This is a genomic window from Bosea sp. AS-1, from assembly GCF_002220095.1.
GTDB lineage: Bacteria > Pseudomonadota > Alphaproteobacteria > Rhizobiales > Beijerinckiaceae > Allobosea.
Genome location: NZ_CP022372.1, coordinates 2,078,502 through 2,093,304 on the forward strand (window position 1 = coordinate 2,078,502; position 14,803 = coordinate 2,093,304).

Sequence of the window (14,803 nt, forward strand, 5' to 3'; positions counted from 1 at the left end):
GTTCGTCACTCCACCTTGATCGGCCGTCGCGCCAGAATGGTCAGCCCGCTGACCGGTGCGTTCATCACGTAGCGCAGCTCGTAGAGACCAGCCTGCTCGGGCGCGTCCAGCGTCGCCTCGACGTTCTCGGCCGGGAAGAAGCGCGGTCCTTCGGCATCGACCGGGGCGTCCGGCTTCACCAGCATGACGCGGTCCTGCTCGCCATTGGGGCCGATGCCACGCACAGGCAGGGCCTGACTGCGGCCGACGCGCTCGGGCGCCGCCAGCGTCGCGCTCGGCTCTGTGGTGGTGAGCGGCTGGCGGAACAGGATCTGGGGCGCGCCATCCTTCTCTACGGTCAGACGCAATTCATAGGTGCCGACGGCGCCCGGGGTTTGCAGGGCGGGAACTGTATTCTTCGGCTGCAGGACCACGATGGCCTTGTCGGCGGGATCGTCCGGCCGGGTGATGGCGAGGCGGGCGCCTTGCGGCGGGTTGCTCAGGAAGACGCTGAGCGGAGCGCCGGCCATGATGCTGCGCGCCGCCGAAAGGGAGGGCTGCGGGGGACGCGGAGTCGGCTTCTGTTGTTTCTGGGCCAAAGCCGCAGCCGGCCAGAGGCCGGCCGCGACCAGCAGGGCGCGGCGGGAGAGGGCACCAGGACGGGCGCTCTTCCCGATCCGCATCAGCCCATCGCGGCGGCGACGGCGTCGAGCGCGGCTTGCGCCTTGCTGCCGTCCGGCCCGCCGGCCTGGGCCATGTCGCGGCGGCCACCACCGCCCTTGCCGCCAAGCTGCTCGGAGGCCGCGCGCACCAGCGCGACCGCGTCGAAGCGCTCGGTCAGATCGGGCGTGACGCCGACGACGACGCCGGCCTTGCCGTCATCGGCGACGCCGACGATGGCGACGACGCCGGAGCCGACGCGCGCCTTGGCCTCGTCGGCGAGGCTCTTCAGGTCCTTCATTTCGATGCCGGTGACGGCCCGCACCAGGAGCTTGGCGCCGGCGATCTCGCGCACCGGATCCTCGGCAGCTCCGCCGCCGCCCATGGCGAGCTTCTTGCGGGCCTCGGTCAGTTCGCGATCGAGCTTGCGGCGCTCCTCGATCAGGGCAGCGAGGCGGTTGCCAGCCTCGGCCGCCGGGACCTTGAGCAGGCTCGCAAGCCCATCGAGCAGGCGCGATTCCTCATTGAGGCGCAGGCGCGCACCCTTGCCGGTCATGGCTTCGAGACGGCGGACGCCCGCCGCGACGGCGCCTTCGCCGACGATGCTGACCAGGCCGATATCGCCGGTGCGCGCCGCATGGGTGCCGCCGCAGAGCTCGACCGAATAGGCGCGGCCAGCCGGGTTGGTGCCCATCGAGACGACGCGGACCTCGTCGCCGTATTTCTCGCCGAAGAGAGCGCGGGCGCCCGAGGCGATGGCCTCGTCGACGCTCATCAGCCGGGTCGTGACCGGCTCGTTGCGGAGCACGATGGCGTTGGCGATCTCCTCGACCTCGCGCAGTTCCTCCTCGCTGATCGGCTTGGGATGCGAGAAGTCGAAGCGCAGGCGGTCGGGCGAGACCAGCGAGCCCTTCTGCGCGACATGGTCGCCGAGGACGAGGCGCAGCGCCTCGTGCAGCAGATGGGTCGCCGAGTGGTTGGCGCGGATCGCGGTGCGGCGCTCATGGTCGACGACGAGCTCGACCGGCTGGCCGAGCCGGAGCTCGCCTTCCTTGACCGTCACGCTGTGAGCGAAGACATCGCCGAGCTTCTTCTGGACATCGTCGACGACGGCCACCGTATCGGCGCCGCGGATCAGGCCGGCGTCGCCGACCTGGCCGCCGGACTCGCCATAGAACGGCGTCTGGTTGACCAGCACGAAGCCGCTTTCGCCAGCCTTCAGCGACTGAACCTCGGCATTGTCGCGGATCAGCGCCGTGACGACGCCCTCGGCCGTCTCGGTGTCGTAGCCGAGGAACTCGCTGGCACCGACCTTGTCGCGCAGCGGATACCAGAGCGTCTCGGTCGCAGCCTCGCCGGAGCCGGCCCAGGCGGCACGCGCCTTCGCCTTCTGCTGCTGCATGGCGGCGTCGAAGCCCTCGACATCGACGCTGATCTCGCGGGCGCGCAGCGCATCCTGCGTCAGGTCGAGCGGGAAGCCATAAGTATCGTAGAGCGTGAAGGCGACGTCGCCCTTGAGGCTCTGGCCGGCGGTCAGGTCCTTCGAGGCGTCGTCTAGCAGCGAGAGGCCGCGCGTCAGCGTGGTGCGGAAGCGGGTCTCCTCCAGCTTCAACGTCTCGGTGATCAGGGCCTCGGCACGCAGCAGCTCGGGATAGGCGCGGCCCATCTCGCGGGTCAGCGCCGGCACGAGCTTGTACATCAGCGGTTCCTTGGCGCCGAGGAGCTGCGCATGGCGCATGCCGCGGCGCATGATGCGGCGCAGCACATAGCCGCGGCCCTCGTTCGAGGGCAGCACGCCGTCGGCGATCAGGAAGGCGGAGCAGCGCAGATGGTCGGCGATGACGCGATGGCTCGCCTTCATCGGCCCGTCCGGATCGACCGAGGTCAGGTCGGCGATGGCGCCGATCAGGGCGCGGAACAGGTCGATATTGTAGTTGTCATGCGTGCCCTGGAGCACGGCGGCGATGCGCTCCAGCCCCATGCCGGTGTCGATCGAGGGACGGGGCAGGTCGGTGCGGATGCCGCCCGCCGCTTCCTCGTACTGCATGAAGACGAGGTTCCAGATCTCGATGAAGCGGTCGCCATCCTCGTCGGGCGAGCCGGGCGGGCCCCCCCAGATATGGTCGCCATGGTCGTAGAAGATCTCGGAGCAGGGACCGCAGGGGCCGGTATCGCCCATGCGCCAGAAATTGGCGGAGGTCGGGATGCGGATGATCTTGTCGTCGCTCAGGCCGGCGATCTTCTTCCAGAGCGCATGCGCCTCGTCGTCCTCGGAATAGACCGTGACGAGGAGCTTGTCCTTGGGCAGGCCGAACTCGCGGGTGACCAGAGTCCAGGCGTGGTTGATCGCCTGCTCCTTGAAATAGTCGCCGAAGGAGAAGTTCCCCAGCATCTCGAAGAAGGTGTGGTGGCGGGCGGTGTAGCCGACATTGTCGAGGTCGTTGTGCTTGCCGCCGGCGCGCACGCATTTCTGGGCGGTGGTGGCGCGGGAATAGGGACGCTTCTCCTGACCGGTGAAGACGTTCTTGAATTGCACCATGCCCGAATTGGCGAACATCAGCGTCGGGTCGTTGCGCGGCACGAGCGGGCTCGAGGCCACGACCTCATGGCCCTGGGACTTGAAGTAGTCGAGGAAGGTCGACCGGATATCGTTGACGCCGCTCATCGCTTCTTGCGCTTCTCAAAACGGGCAGGAGCCGGGCTTGAGCCCGGCGGGAAGGACCGGTTCTAGTCAGGCCGCCCGCGCCTGTCCAGAAAGCTTGATGCGCTGCACACCCGGCAAGGTCTTATCGGCAAACGAAAACGGGCGGCCCGAAGGCCGCCCGCGCCTCTTTCCCGGTATTCGGGCAGATCGTCTCAGGCTTCGCCTTCGTCGAGATCGTCGGCGGTAGGAGCGGCCTCGTCGAGGATGCGATCGGCGACCAGCCCGGAATTCTGGCGGATGGTGGCCTCGATCTTGGCGGCGACATCGGGATTGGCCTTGAGGAAGCTTTTGGCGTTCTCGCGCCCCTGGCCGAGGCGCTGGCTGTCGAAGGAGAACCAGGCACCAGCCTTCTCGACCATGCCGGCCTTGACGCCGAGATCGATCAACTCGCCGACCTTCGAGATGCCCTCGCCGAACATGATGTCGAATTCGACCTGCTTGAAGGGCGGCGCGACCTTGTTCTTGACGACCTTGACGCGGACCTGGTTGCCGGTGGCCTCGTCGCGCTCCTTCAGCGTCGAGACGCGGCGGATGTCGAGACGCACGGAGGCATAGAACTTGAGCGCGTTGCCGCCGGTGGTGGTCTCCGGCGAGCCGTACATCACGCCGATCTTCATGCGGATCTGGTTGATGAAGATCACCATGCAGTTCGAGCGCGAGATCGAGGCGGTGAGCTTGCGCAGGGCCTGGCTCATCAGGCGTGCCTGGAGGCCGGGCTGGACCTCGCCCATCTCGCCTTCGATCTCGGCGCGCGGGGTGAGGGCCGCCACGGAGTCGATGACGAGAACGTCGATGGCGCCGGAGCGGACGAGCGTGTCCGTGATCTCGAGCGCCTGCTCGCCGGTATCGGGCTGCGAGATCAGCAGGTCGTCGAGGTTGACGCCGAGCTTGCGGGCATAAACCGGATCGAGGGCGTGCTCGGCATCGACGAAGGCGCAGACGCCGCCCTTCCTCTGAGCCTCGGCGATGGTATGCAGCGCCAGCGTGGTCTTGCCCGAGGATTCCGGGCCGTAGATCTCGATGATGCGGCCCTTAGGCAGGCCGCCGACGCCAAGCGCGATGTCGAGGCCGAGCGAACCCGTCGAGATCGTCTCGATCTCGATCGAGGGCGCGTTCTTGCCCAGCCGCATGATCGAGCCCTTGCCGAAGGCGCGTTCGATCTGGGAGAGCGCTGCATCGAGCGCCTTGGCCTTGTCCATCGAGGAGCCTTCCACGAGTCTGAGATTCGCCTGATTCACGGTTCGGGCTCCTTATGGCAGGGCGACGGGGACATCTCAATGCGTCTTGACAGGAGAATGATCACTCTTTGTTCCTGTCCGCAAGTTCTTTTTTTGTTCTCTTTGTCAGTTTGTGTCAGGAGGAGCTGTTCGAGGGAAAATGGCCTCCGAGCGAAGACTCGATATGCTTGAACGATAGGCATTCCAAGGAGATCTAGCTTTGATATGCGTTTTTCGCATATCAAAGCTAGAGAATTGCCCATGGGCGGGCATTTGTGCCTTTGATATTGCGCGCGGCTTGTCGTTTCTTTTCTGAAAGTTGCCCGCGTGTCCTCCGCTCCCGTTTCGTCCGACGCCCTGAATTCACCGGGTCGGATCCTTCTCGCCAGCCTGATCGGCACCACGATCGAGTTCTTCGACTTTTATATCTATGCGACGGCTGCGGTGATCGTCTTCCCGAAGCTGTTCTTCCCCGGTGCCGACCCGACCTCGGCGATCCTGCAATCCTTTGCAACCTTCGCGATCGCCTTCTTCGCGCGGCCGATCGGCGCGGCGATCTTCGGACATTTCGGCGATCGCATCGGCCGCAAGGCGACGCTGGTCGCCGCGCTGATGACGATGGGGCTCTCCACCGTCGCGATCGGCTTGCTGCCGACCTATGCGAGCGTCGGGGTCGTCGCGCCGCTGCTGTTGGCCCTGTGCCGGCTGGGACAGGGGCTCGGGCTCGGCGGCGAATGGGGCGGGGCAGTGCTGCTGGCGACCGAGAACGCACCGCCCGGCAAATCGGCCTGGTACGGTATGTTCCCGCAGCTCGGCGCTCCGATCGGATTCATCTTCGCCACTGGCAGCTTCCTGCTGCTGGACGCCGTGCTCGGCAACGAGCAGTTCTTCGCCTTCGGCTGGCGTATTCCCTTTATCGCCAGCGCGCTGCTCGTCTTCATGGGACTCTATGTCCGCCTGCGCATCAGCGAGACGCCGGCCTTCCGCAAGGCGATCGAAAAGCAGGAGCGAGTGCAGGTGCCGTTCGTCAGCATCTTCGCCAAGCACAAGCTCGCGCTGCTCTGCGGCACCTTCGCGGCGCTCGCGACCTTCGTGCTGTTCTATCTGATGACCGTGTTCGCGCTGAGCTGGGGCACGACGAAGCTCGGCTTCTCGCGCGACCAGTTTCTGCCGCTGCAGATGATCGGCGTCGTCTTCTTCGGCCTGACGATTCCGCTCTCGGCGGTGCTGGCCGACCGTTTCGGCCGGCGCCAGACGCTGATCTGGACGACGGTCGGGATCGCGGTGTTCGGCTTCCTGCTCGCGCCGCTCTTCGGTTCGGGAAGCTGGCTGGGCGCGCTGGCCTTTTTCGTGATCGGGCTGTCGCTGATGGGCTTCACCTATGGCCCGCTCGGCACGGCGCTGGCCGAGATGTTCCCGACGGCCGTGCGCTATACCGGTGCCTCGTTGACCTTCAATCTCGGCGGCATTGTCGGTGCCTCGCTCGCACCCTATGCCGCGACCTGGCTCGCGACCGAGAAGGGGCTGCCTTATGTCGGGTATTATCTCAGCGTCTCGGCTCTGATCACGATCCTGGCGCTCATCGGTGTCGGCGTGCTGGCCGGGCGAGAGGAGGAAGGCGGAAGCGCGGTGCCGGCGCGCTAAGCGTCGGTCCTGCCGTCCGACGGAAGTGCTTGTCATTCCGGGGTTTCGCGATGCCCGGAATGACGGTCGGCTTCGGGTGCTCTGTCGCCTCCGAAGCCGTCAGCCCATCGCTGCTTTCACCGTCTCGACGAGCTGCTTCATGGTGAAGGGCTTCGGCAGGAAGTGGAAGCCTTCGCCTTCCGGCAGGTTCTTGCGGAAAGCCTCCTCGGCATAGCCCGAGACGAAGACGACCTTCGTGTTCGGGTTGCGCTGGCGCAGTTCGCCGAGCAGCGTCGGGCCGTCCATCTCCGGCATGACCACGTCCGAGACGACGAGGTCGATCTGGCCGTCGTTCTTCAGGAAGATGTCGAGTGCCTCGACACCCGAGGCCGCCTCGTGGACGGTGTAGCCGCGCGAGACCAGCATGCGGGCGTTGAGCGCGCGCACCGCGTCCTCGTCCTCGACCAGCAGGATGACACCGGCGCCGGTATGGTCGGCGGCGAGCCTCTTCGGCGCTTCCTTGGCGGCGGCCTCGGCTGCGACCTCCTCCTCGCTCGGCACATGGCGCGGCAGGAAGATCTGGAAGGCGGTACCCTTGCCGATGGTGGAATCGACGAAGACGTAGCCGCCGGTCTGCTTGACGATGCCGTAGACCATGGAAAGGCCGAGGCCCGTGCCCTTGCCGACTTCCTTGGTCGTGAAGAAGGGCTCGAAGATCTTGTCGAGATGCTCCTGCGGGATGCCGGTGCCGGTATCCTCGACCTCGAGCAGCACATAGTCATCGGCCGGCAGGGAAGCGTGGCCGAAGTCCTTGCAGTCGTCGCGCGGCACGTTGCGGGTGCGCACGGTCAGCTTGCCGCCGTCCGGCATGGCGTCGCGGGCGTTGACCGCGAGATTGACGATGACCTGTTCGAGCTGACCGAGATCGGCCTTGACCGGCCAGAGGTCGCGACCCTGGCGTACGTCGAGCGTGACCTTGTCGGCGACGACGCGCTTCAGCATCAGCGACAGGTCGGAGAGCACCTCGCCGAGCTCCAGCACCTGCGGGCGCAGGGTCTGGCGGCGCGAGAAGGCCAGCAGTTGCCGAACCAGCGCCGCGGCGCGGTAGGCGTTCTGCTTGATCTGCATGATGTCCGGGAAGGACGGGTCTGTCGGCCTATGACTGGCGAGCAGGAACTCGGAGGCGTTGATGATGACCTGCAGCACGTTGTTGAAGTCATGCGCGATGCCGCCGGCGAGCTGGCCAACGGCCTGCATCTTGCCGGCCTGGTCCATGTTGTCGCGCAGCTTGCGCTCGGCCGTGGTTTCCAGCGCGTAGACGATGGCGCGCTCGCCATCGCCATCCTCGCTCGCCGCGACGGGCGAGAGGTAGAGCCTCGCCGAGCGGCCATCCTCGCCGTTCAGCGTCACGTCGAGCGGGCTTGCGCCGGGCAGGCCCTCCATCGTCTCGCCCACCGCCTTGTCGAGGCCGGAACCCGGCGCGACGAGATCGTGGATCGTCGTCGCCTGTACACCGGCGGGGACGAGCCGGGCGAAAGCGGCGTTGGAGCGCAGGATTGCGCCCGCCTTGTCGACCGTCGCGATCGCCATGGGCGTCGAATGGAAGAAGCGAGCGAAGCGGACCTCGGCATCGCTGCCGCTGTCGGCACCGGCCTCGCCCGCGGCGCGGTTGAGGACGAGGGTGCGCGAGGGGCCGGCGCGCCCGTCCTGGCCGAAGGCGACCTGATGGTGCAGGCGCACCGGCAGGGGCGAACCGTTGCGGCGCTTCAGATCGACGTCGAGCACTTCGACGCGGACGTCGCCGGGCTGGCCGCGGATCGCCTGGACCAGCGCGGCGGCGGCGGGCGTGCAGATGTCGTCGAGATGCAGGCCGCCCGAGCCGAAGCGGGCGAGGTCGAAATCGAGCCAGCTCGACAGGGTGGCGTTGAGATAGGAGACCTCGCCGTCGGCGTCGATCGAGACGAAGCCGGCCGGGGCATGGTCGAGATAGTCGATCGCGTGCTGGAGCTCCTGGAAGGCGTTCTCCTGTCGCTCGCGCTCCGGCGTGACGTCGGACACGGTCCACAGTGTCGCGGTCGAGGTCTCGCGGCGCACCGGGGCGACGCGGACGCGGTACCAGCCGACCTCGCTGCGCCCGTTCAGCGCCGGCTCCAGCCGGACCTCCTCGACCAGGCGGCGGTGCTCGCGCGCAGCAGCGGCGAGGCGGTAGATCGCCTCCGAAACGTCGGCGCGACCGGTGAGCAGCCGGCCGACCGGCTTGAGGTCGTTGGCGCCGGTCGCGCCGGCGAGCTTCAGATAGGCTTCGTTGGCGTAGACGATGTCGTTCTCGCCCTCGGTGACGACGATGCCGTCATCCGCGCTGTCGACGACGGTCTTGGTAAGGTCGTTACGGGCGGCGCGGCCCGAGAACTGGATGAGCCCGATGGCATAGGCGAACAGCCCGAAGACGCCGACGACGGACAGGATCGCGAGCAGGCCGAGGATCAGCGGCTGCGCCCATTCGTTGGCGATGAAGCCGAGCGCGACGGCGGCGCCGACCAGCAGACCGGCAACGAGCAGGATGACGCCGATATGCCCCGGCTTGTCGGAGCGATCGATCGTACTGGTGGCCGTGCTTCCGCTCATTGCGGTCAAGTCCGTTTCCTTGCTGCCGGGTCCGCCTGGCGGGCGAGGGGCTGGCGGCTTCCGTTCATGCGCATCCGCCGCCGAGTTAGGCGCGCCGACCCTTCAGGCGCAAGACGTAACCGATGACTTCGGCAACTGCCTGATAGTGTTCGACAGGAATTTCTTCGTCGATGTCCACCGTCGCATAGAGAGCACGGGCGAGCGGCGGATTCTCGACGATCGGTACACGGTGCTCGCCGGCGACCTCGCGGATCTTGAGCGCGATGGCATCGACACCCTTGGCAAGGCAGAGCGGCGCGGCCATGCCGGGCTCGTATTGCAGCGCGACGGCGAAATGGGTCGGGTTGGTGATGATGACGGTGGCCTTGGGCACCGCGGCCATCATGCGCTTGCGCACGCGGCTGGCACGGATCTGGCGCAGCTTCGCCTTGATCTCGGGATTGCCTTCGGAGTTCTTGAACTCCTCCTTGATCTCCTGCTTCGTCATCTTCTGGCGTTGGTACCAGGAGAAGCGCTGCCAGCCGAAGTCGCCGATCGCGATGACGGCGAAGAGGGCGAGCACCGCGCCCATCAGCTTGATCGCGAGCGAGAGCGTCGCCGGCATCAGCGCGGCGACGTTCATCTCGGCGAAGCCTTCCAGGCGGTCGTGCTGGCCCCAGAGTGTGTACCAGACCACGACGCCGATCAGGGTGGTCTTGGCGAGGCCTTTGATGAAGTTGATCCAGGCCTCCTTGCCGAAGAGCCGCTTGGCCCCGGCCATGGGCGAGATCCGGTTGAACTTCGGCATCAGCGGCTCGAAGGTCCAGAGCGGCTTGTGCTGCAGCAGCGCGCCGGCCAGCCCCGCACAGAGGATGAAGGCGAAGGGCAGGCCGAGCGCCATGAAACCGGTCAGCACGCCCTGACGGGTGACATGCATCAGGGAAGCTCCGTCGGCCGGAATCTGATGCGCGTTCATCAGGAAGCCGCGCAGCGAGAGCATGGCGTCGCGCGCCGACCAGCCCGCTGCGACCAGCAGCGCCAGCGTGAAGCCGCAGAGCACGAAGAAGGTGCCGATCTCCTGCGATTTGGGGACGTCGCCTTTCTCGGTGGCCTCGTCCAGCTTGCGCTGGGTCGGGTCCTCTGTCCTGTCCTCGTTGTCGGCTTCTTCCGCCATGGCGTCAGCCTCCGGTGAACTGGCGCAGGAAGACGCCGAGCCCGTTCATGAAGACGCTCATCATCACGCCGATGACGACGAGCAGCACCAGCATGCCGCCGAAGATCGAGGCGGGCACGGCGAGGAAGAAGACCTGGAGCTGCGGCATCATCCGGGCCAGCACACCCAGGCCCAGATTGAACAGCAGGCCGAAGACGATGAAGGGCGCGGAGATCTGCACCGCCAGCGCGAAGCCCTGCGCGGTGGAACGGATGGCGAGCGTCATCACGTCGGTCAGGTCCGGAGTGCCGCCGGGCGGCAGCAGGCGGTAGCTTTCGTGGATCGCGGCGATGGCGATGTGATGCAGGTCGCTGGCCAGCACCAGCGTGATGCCGAGCATGGTCAGGAAGTTGCCGATCGAGGGGTTCTGGTTGCCGGCGGTCGGGTCCACGGTCATGGCGAAGCCGAGCCCCATCGACTGGGCGACGATGGTGCCGGCCGTCTGGAGCGCTGCCATCACAAGCCGGGCGCAGACGCCGATGATGAGCCCGATCAGCAACTCGCCGATCAGCAGCGTGCACAGGGCTGGGAGGGTGTCGGGGATCTGCAGCGAGGGGCGCGCCATCGGCAGGATCACCAGCGCGATGAAGAAGGCCAGTGAGAGCCGGGCGCGGGAGAAGATAAAGCGCTCGCCAATGCCGGGCATCAGCATGACCAGCGTGCCGACCCGCGCGAAAACGAGCACGAACAATGCGCCGATCTGGGGCAGGATCGCGATCTGCATCGTGCCGCGGGCACCTCTGCGCCAGATCGGGCGCCGCGGGACGGCTCCACCGGCGAAGGCGGGATGCAGCCGCGGCAGGCTCATCCGCCCGTGGCGATTCGGACGGCGACCCGCCCCATATAACCTGCCAGCGCGTCTCCCATGAACGGCAGAAGCAGCATCAGCGCGGCGAACACGGCGAGAATCTTCGGGACGAAGACGAGCGTCTGTTCCTGGATCTGGGTCAGGGCCTGCACCAGAGAGACGATAAGGCCGACGGCGAGCGCGATCGCCATCAGCGGCCCACCGACCTTGAGGAAGGTGACGATACCATCACGGGCGACGTCGAGAATGGCTCCGGAAGTCATGGTTTCGATCCGCCCCTGCCGTCAGACCGGCATCCGCATGATTTCCTCGTAGGCCGCGATGACCTTGTCGCGCACGGCGACGAGCGTCTGGATCGCGGTCTCGCTCTCGGCGACGGCCGTGACGACATCGACGACGTCGGCGCGACCGCTCGCGACGCTCGCCGTCTGGATGTCGGCCTTGCGGCCGGCCTCGGCAGTGGCGTCGAGCGCCTTGCCGAGGAGGGCGGAGAAGTCAGGCCCGCCGGCCTCTGCGCCGCCCGCAGCGAGCGGCTTCTTCATCAGATTGCCGGCGCCGAGCCCCTTGATCGAGGCATAGGCTCCTGCGGCGAAACCCGGTGTGGCCATGGGTCAGTCTCCTTCTGGAGGCGCGGTGTCAGGCGCGCAGGATGTCGATGGTGCGCTGGATCATCCGCCGGGTGGAGGAGATCAGGTTGAGGTTGGCCTCGTAGCTGCGCTGGGCCTCGCGCATGTCGACCATCTCGACCAGCGAATCGACGTTCGGCATCTTGACGTCGCCATTGGCGTCGGCGGCCGGATTGCCGGGCTCGTGCTTGGTCTTGAAGGCGCTGGGATCGCGCTGGACCTTGCCGAGCGCGACCATCTGGGCGTCGAGATCGCGGTCGAGATGGCGCTGAAAGCTGACGACCTTGCGGCGATAGGGATCGGCCCCGGCCCGCTCCGGCCCGGAATCCGCGTTGGCGATGTTCTCGGCGATGACGCGCATGCGGCCGGACTGGCTGCGCAGGCCCGAGGCCGCGACGGCGATGCTCTTGATCAGGTCCACGATCGCGCTCCTATGTCAGCCGCTCTTGCCGATCGCGATCCGCATCAGTGCCAGGCCCTTGCTGTAGAGCGACGCCGCGAGCTGATAGTCGGACTGGTTCTGCGCCACCTTCAGCATCTCGTCCTCGAGGCTGACGGCGTTGCCGTTCGGCGTGGTTTCGAAGCGCGGCGCGCCGGTGTTGTCGAAGCCGCCATTGCCCGCGGTCAGGCTCATATGACCGGCGCTGGTGCGGGCGAGGGCGACGCCGCGCTCCCGGTCGAGGCTCGGCGGCTTCAGATCGACCGGGCGGAAGCCGGGGCTGTCGGCATTGGCGACGTTTTCGGCAAGGACCTTCTGGCGCGACTGCTGATAGTGCATGCGCAGCTTCAGCGCCTGCATCAGGCCGCCGCCGATCGAGCCGTCATTCGCCATGGATTCAGCCCCGCAAGGGCGCGTGGTGCGCCCGGTTCACTGGGCAATTCTTGCCGGCCGCATGGTTAACGCGGCGTTAAAAGGGTGGCATTTCGGGTAACGGATTAACCACACGTTCACCATGTTTCCCGTTAAGGAAAGCGTTATGCTATAGCCAAGGTGTTGAACCTTGAGCGGAACTTCTGCCGCCCGGGGGCGGCCGTCGCAGAAGAGGCAGACCTTGCAGAGCTTGTTCGGATTGGAACTCACGACCGCGCAGAAGGTGATCGTCGCCTCCGTGGTCATCCTGGTGCTTCTCGCTCTGCTCGGCCTGTTCGTGCGGCAGATCCAGGGCGGGCGCCTGCGCGTGCGCGGGCAGGCCGGTGGCCGGCAGCGGCAGCCGCGCCTCGGGATCGTGGATACCTATGACCTCGACCGGCAACGCCAGCTCGTGCTGATCCGCCGCGACAATGTCGAGCATCTCATCATGGTCGGCGGCGCCTCGGATGTGGTCGTCGAGACCAATATCCTGCGCAGCGGTGCTCGCGCCGCCGCACCCGCCTACAGCGAGGCCGCGGCGGGCGACAGGCCGCTGCCGCCCTTCGAGACGCTGGTGCCGCCGAGCGAGCCGGCCCTGCGGGCCGGCGAGGAAGCTCGCCGCGGCGGGCAGGCCCAGTCACCCGAGATCCTCCCGCATCTGCCGACCCGCCACGCACAACAGCAGACCCACGCAGAGGCCGCTGCCGCGGCGAGCGCCGGCGTGGCGGCTGCACTCGGCCTCGAGGCGATCGAAGCTGCTGCGACGCATTCCGCACCGGCTCCTGCCGCTCCACCCGTGCCGCCCCCCGCGGCGCCTGCTCCGGCTGCCCCGATCACCACCGGGCCGGCGCCGAGCTTCCCACGCGAGCATGCGCCGGCTCCGGCCGTCAGCGCGGACGAACTCGACGATATGACGAAGCAGCTCGAGGCCGCGTTGAAGCGTCCGTTCTCGGCGGTGCGGCCCGCGAATGTTGCGGCCGAAGTGCAGGCCGAGTCGGTGGCAGCTCCGGCCAAGCCCGGCGCGCCCCGGCCCGCAGGGCGCGAGGAGCCCGTCGTCCAGCCGCCGAAGCCGGCCGAGCCACCCAAGCCCTTCTTCGAGTCGCCCAAGCCCGCGGAACAGTCCAAGCCCGTCGAGCCGGCCAAGTCTGCTGAGTCGGCCAAGCCTGCTGAATCAGCCAAGCCTGCGGAACCGGTCGTGGCTGCCGAACCCGCCAAGCCGGCGGAGCCGCCCAAGTCTTCCGAGGCACCTGTCACTCCCACGGCCCCGCAGCGGCCGGCCACCATCGCGGTGGACATGGAGGCCGAGCTCGAGGCCGCTCTCGGGTTGAAGCCCGCCCGGGTTGCTCCGAAGGCTGCCGAGCCGAAGACAACCGAGTCCAAGCAGGCCGAGGCCAAGCCCGCAAGCGAGCCACCAGCCGGTGGGAAGTCCGCCGAGGCCGAGAAGGCAGAGCAGCCGAAGCCCGCGGCTCCCGAGCCGGAGAAGCAGGCCGAGCCTGCCAAGGAGATCGACCCATTCTCCGTCGATGCGATCGAGGCTGAATTCGCCCGCCTTCTCGGCCGCGATCCCAAGTCGAAATCCTGAGGGCGAAGGCGCGACGTTGTGCAGCCGGTTCCGGCCGGCTGCCATCAACAGGAATGTCGTCGATCCCGCGGCGGGCCGATCCGCCGCAGTTGCTTGCCGATCCTCGCCCGCTAGCTTCGTCTCGCCCGATCGGTTGAGTCGGGCGGCAGCGGCAGTCATGTGACACTTCATCTCGCCACAGCAAGACGACGGCTTGGCCGGTCCCTGGCGGGAGCGGTGCTGCTGCTCGGCCTTCTCGTCGCGACACCTGTACTGCCGCAGACGCTGTCGCTCGACCTCGGGCAGGGCGGAGGGGTGGCGGAGCGGGCGCTTCAGCTCATCGCCGTCATCACGGTGCTGTCGCTGGCACCGTCGATCCTGGTGATGGTGACCTCGTTCACCCGTATCGTCGTGGTGCTGTCGCTGCTGCGCTCGGCACTCGGCACGCAAACGGCACCGCCGAACGCGGTGATCATCGGGCTCTCGCTGTTCCTGACCGGTTTCGTCATGGCGCCGACCTTGCGCGAGGCCTACACCAGCGCCGTGCAGCCGCTGGTGGCAGGGCAGATCCAGCCGCAGGAGGCCTATAACCGCGGCGTGGTGCCCTTCAAGGCCTTCATGCTGAAGAACGTGCGTGAGAAGGACCTGCAGCTTTTCCTCGACATGTCTCAGGGGCCGCGTCCGCAGCAGCCGCAGGATATCGGCATCGAGGTGCTGGTGCCCGCCTTCATGATCTCGGAGTTGCGCCGGGCGTTCGAGATCGGCTTCCTGCTGTTCGTGCCCTTCCTGATCATCGACCTCGTGGTGGCCTCGATCCTGATGTCGGTGGGCATGATGATGCTGCCGCCAGTGACGGTGGCGTTGCCGTTCAAGCTGATCTTCTTCGTGCTGGTCGATGGCTGGGGGCTGGTCGCCGGCTCATTGGTGAAGAGCTATGGCGGGGGGTAGGCCGGTCGCC

At 67.1% G+C, this 14,803-nt stretch carries 13 protein-coding genes; 3 read left to right on the plus strand and 10 right to left on the minus strand.

Going from position 1 to position 14,803, the window contains the following annotated elements; all coding sequences use genetic code 11:
• Positions 1-5: 5 nt before the first annotated feature.
• The 3 genes from CE453_RS11575 to recA all read right to left on the minus strand — a co-directional run bounded on the left by CE453_RS11575 (position 6) and on the right by recA (position 4,581).
• The gene (locus tag CE453_RS11575) at positions 6-662 is read right to left on the minus strand and encodes a hypothetical protein (RefSeq protein WP_089174724.1); all 657 of its coding nucleotides are present in this window, start codon (positions 660-662) and stop codon (positions 6-8) included.
• The gene (gene alaS, locus CE453_RS11580; protein WP_089174725.1) at positions 662-3,304 is read right to left on the minus strand and encodes an alanine--tRNA ligase; all 2,643 of its coding nucleotides are present in this window, start codon (positions 3,302-3,304) and stop codon (positions 662-664) included. The genes CE453_RS11575 and alaS overlap by 1 nt, the downstream gene beginning before the upstream one ends.
• Positions 3,305-3,495: 191 nt before the next feature.
• Positions 3,496-4,581 (minus strand): recombinase RecA, encoded by a 1,086-nt coding sequence (recA, locus tag CE453_RS11585; protein WP_089174726.1) that lies wholly within the window; start codon positions 4,579-4,581, stop codon positions 3,496-3,498.
• Between the two features lie 306 nt (positions 4,582-4,887).
• On the opposite strand from recA, the gene CE453_RS11590 reads away from it, so the two are divergent.
• Positions 4,888-6,204: an MFS transporter gene (locus CE453_RS11590; protein ID WP_089174727.1), complete on the plus strand. Its 1,317-nt coding sequence runs from the start codon at positions 4,888-4,890 to the stop codon at positions 6,202-6,204.
• A 99-nt stretch (positions 6,205-6,303) separates the two neighbouring features.
• Here the strand turns inward: CE453_RS11590 and cckA are convergent, their stop codons facing one another.
• The 7 genes from cckA to flgB form a co-directional block, all read right to left on the minus strand.
• Positions 6,304-8,808, minus strand: a complete 2,505-nt coding sequence (cckA, locus tag CE453_RS11595) for a cell cycle histidine kinase CckA (protein ID WP_089174728.1) — start codon at positions 8,806-8,808, stop codon at positions 6,304-6,306.
• 85 nt (positions 8,809-8,893) lie between these two features.
• Positions 8,894-9,961, minus strand: a complete 1,068-nt coding sequence (gene flhB, locus CE453_RS11600; protein ID WP_089174729.1) for a flagellar biosynthesis protein FlhB — start codon at positions 9,959-9,961, stop codon at positions 8,894-8,896.
• A gap of 4 nt (positions 9,962-9,965) precedes the next feature.
• Entirely contained in the window at positions 9,966-10,724 is a 759-nt protein-coding gene (gene fliR / locus CE453_RS11605) for a flagellar biosynthetic protein FliR (RefSeq protein WP_089177848.1), read from the minus strand.
• Positions 10,725-10,804: 80 nt separating this feature from the next.
• Positions 10,805-11,071, minus strand: coding sequence for a flagellar biosynthesis protein FliQ (gene fliQ, locus CE453_RS11610; RefSeq protein WP_089174730.1), 267 nt, complete (start codon positions 11,069-11,071; stop codon positions 10,805-10,807).
• Between the two features lie 21 nt (positions 11,072-11,092).
• A complete protein-coding gene (fliE, locus tag CE453_RS11615) occupies positions 11,093-11,416 on the minus strand; it encodes a flagellar hook-basal body complex protein FliE (RefSeq protein ID WP_089174731.1) in 324 nt (107 codons plus the stop codon).
• 28 nt (positions 11,417-11,444) lie between these two features.
• Positions 11,445-11,855 carry a flagellar basal body rod protein FlgC gene (gene flgC, locus CE453_RS11620; protein ID WP_089174732.1) on the minus strand — a complete coding sequence of 137 codons (411 nt, stop codon included), beginning with the start codon at positions 11,853-11,855 and terminating at the stop codon, positions 11,445-11,447.
• Positions 11,856-11,870: 15 nt separating this feature from the next.
• On the minus strand, positions 11,871-12,266 hold the full coding sequence (gene flgB, locus CE453_RS11625) for a flagellar basal body rod protein FlgB (RefSeq protein WP_089174733.1): 396 nt from the start codon (positions 12,264-12,266) through the stop codon (positions 11,871-11,873).
• A 220-nt stretch (positions 12,267-12,486) separates the two neighbouring features.
• Between flgB and CE453_RS11630 the strand changes: the two genes are divergently transcribed.
• The gene (locus CE453_RS11630; protein ID WP_198302321.1) at positions 12,487-13,866 is read left to right on the plus strand and encodes a flagellar biosynthetic protein FliO; all 1,380 of its coding nucleotides are present in this window, start codon (positions 12,487-12,489) and stop codon (positions 13,864-13,866) included.
• 159 nt (positions 13,867-14,025) lie between these two features.
• Positions 14,026-14,793 (plus strand): flagellar type III secretion system pore protein FliP, encoded by a 768-nt coding sequence (fliP, locus tag CE453_RS11635; protein ID WP_089174735.1) that lies wholly within the window; start codon positions 14,026-14,028, stop codon positions 14,791-14,793.
• The last annotated feature ends 10 nt before the right edge of the window (positions 14,794-14,803 follow it).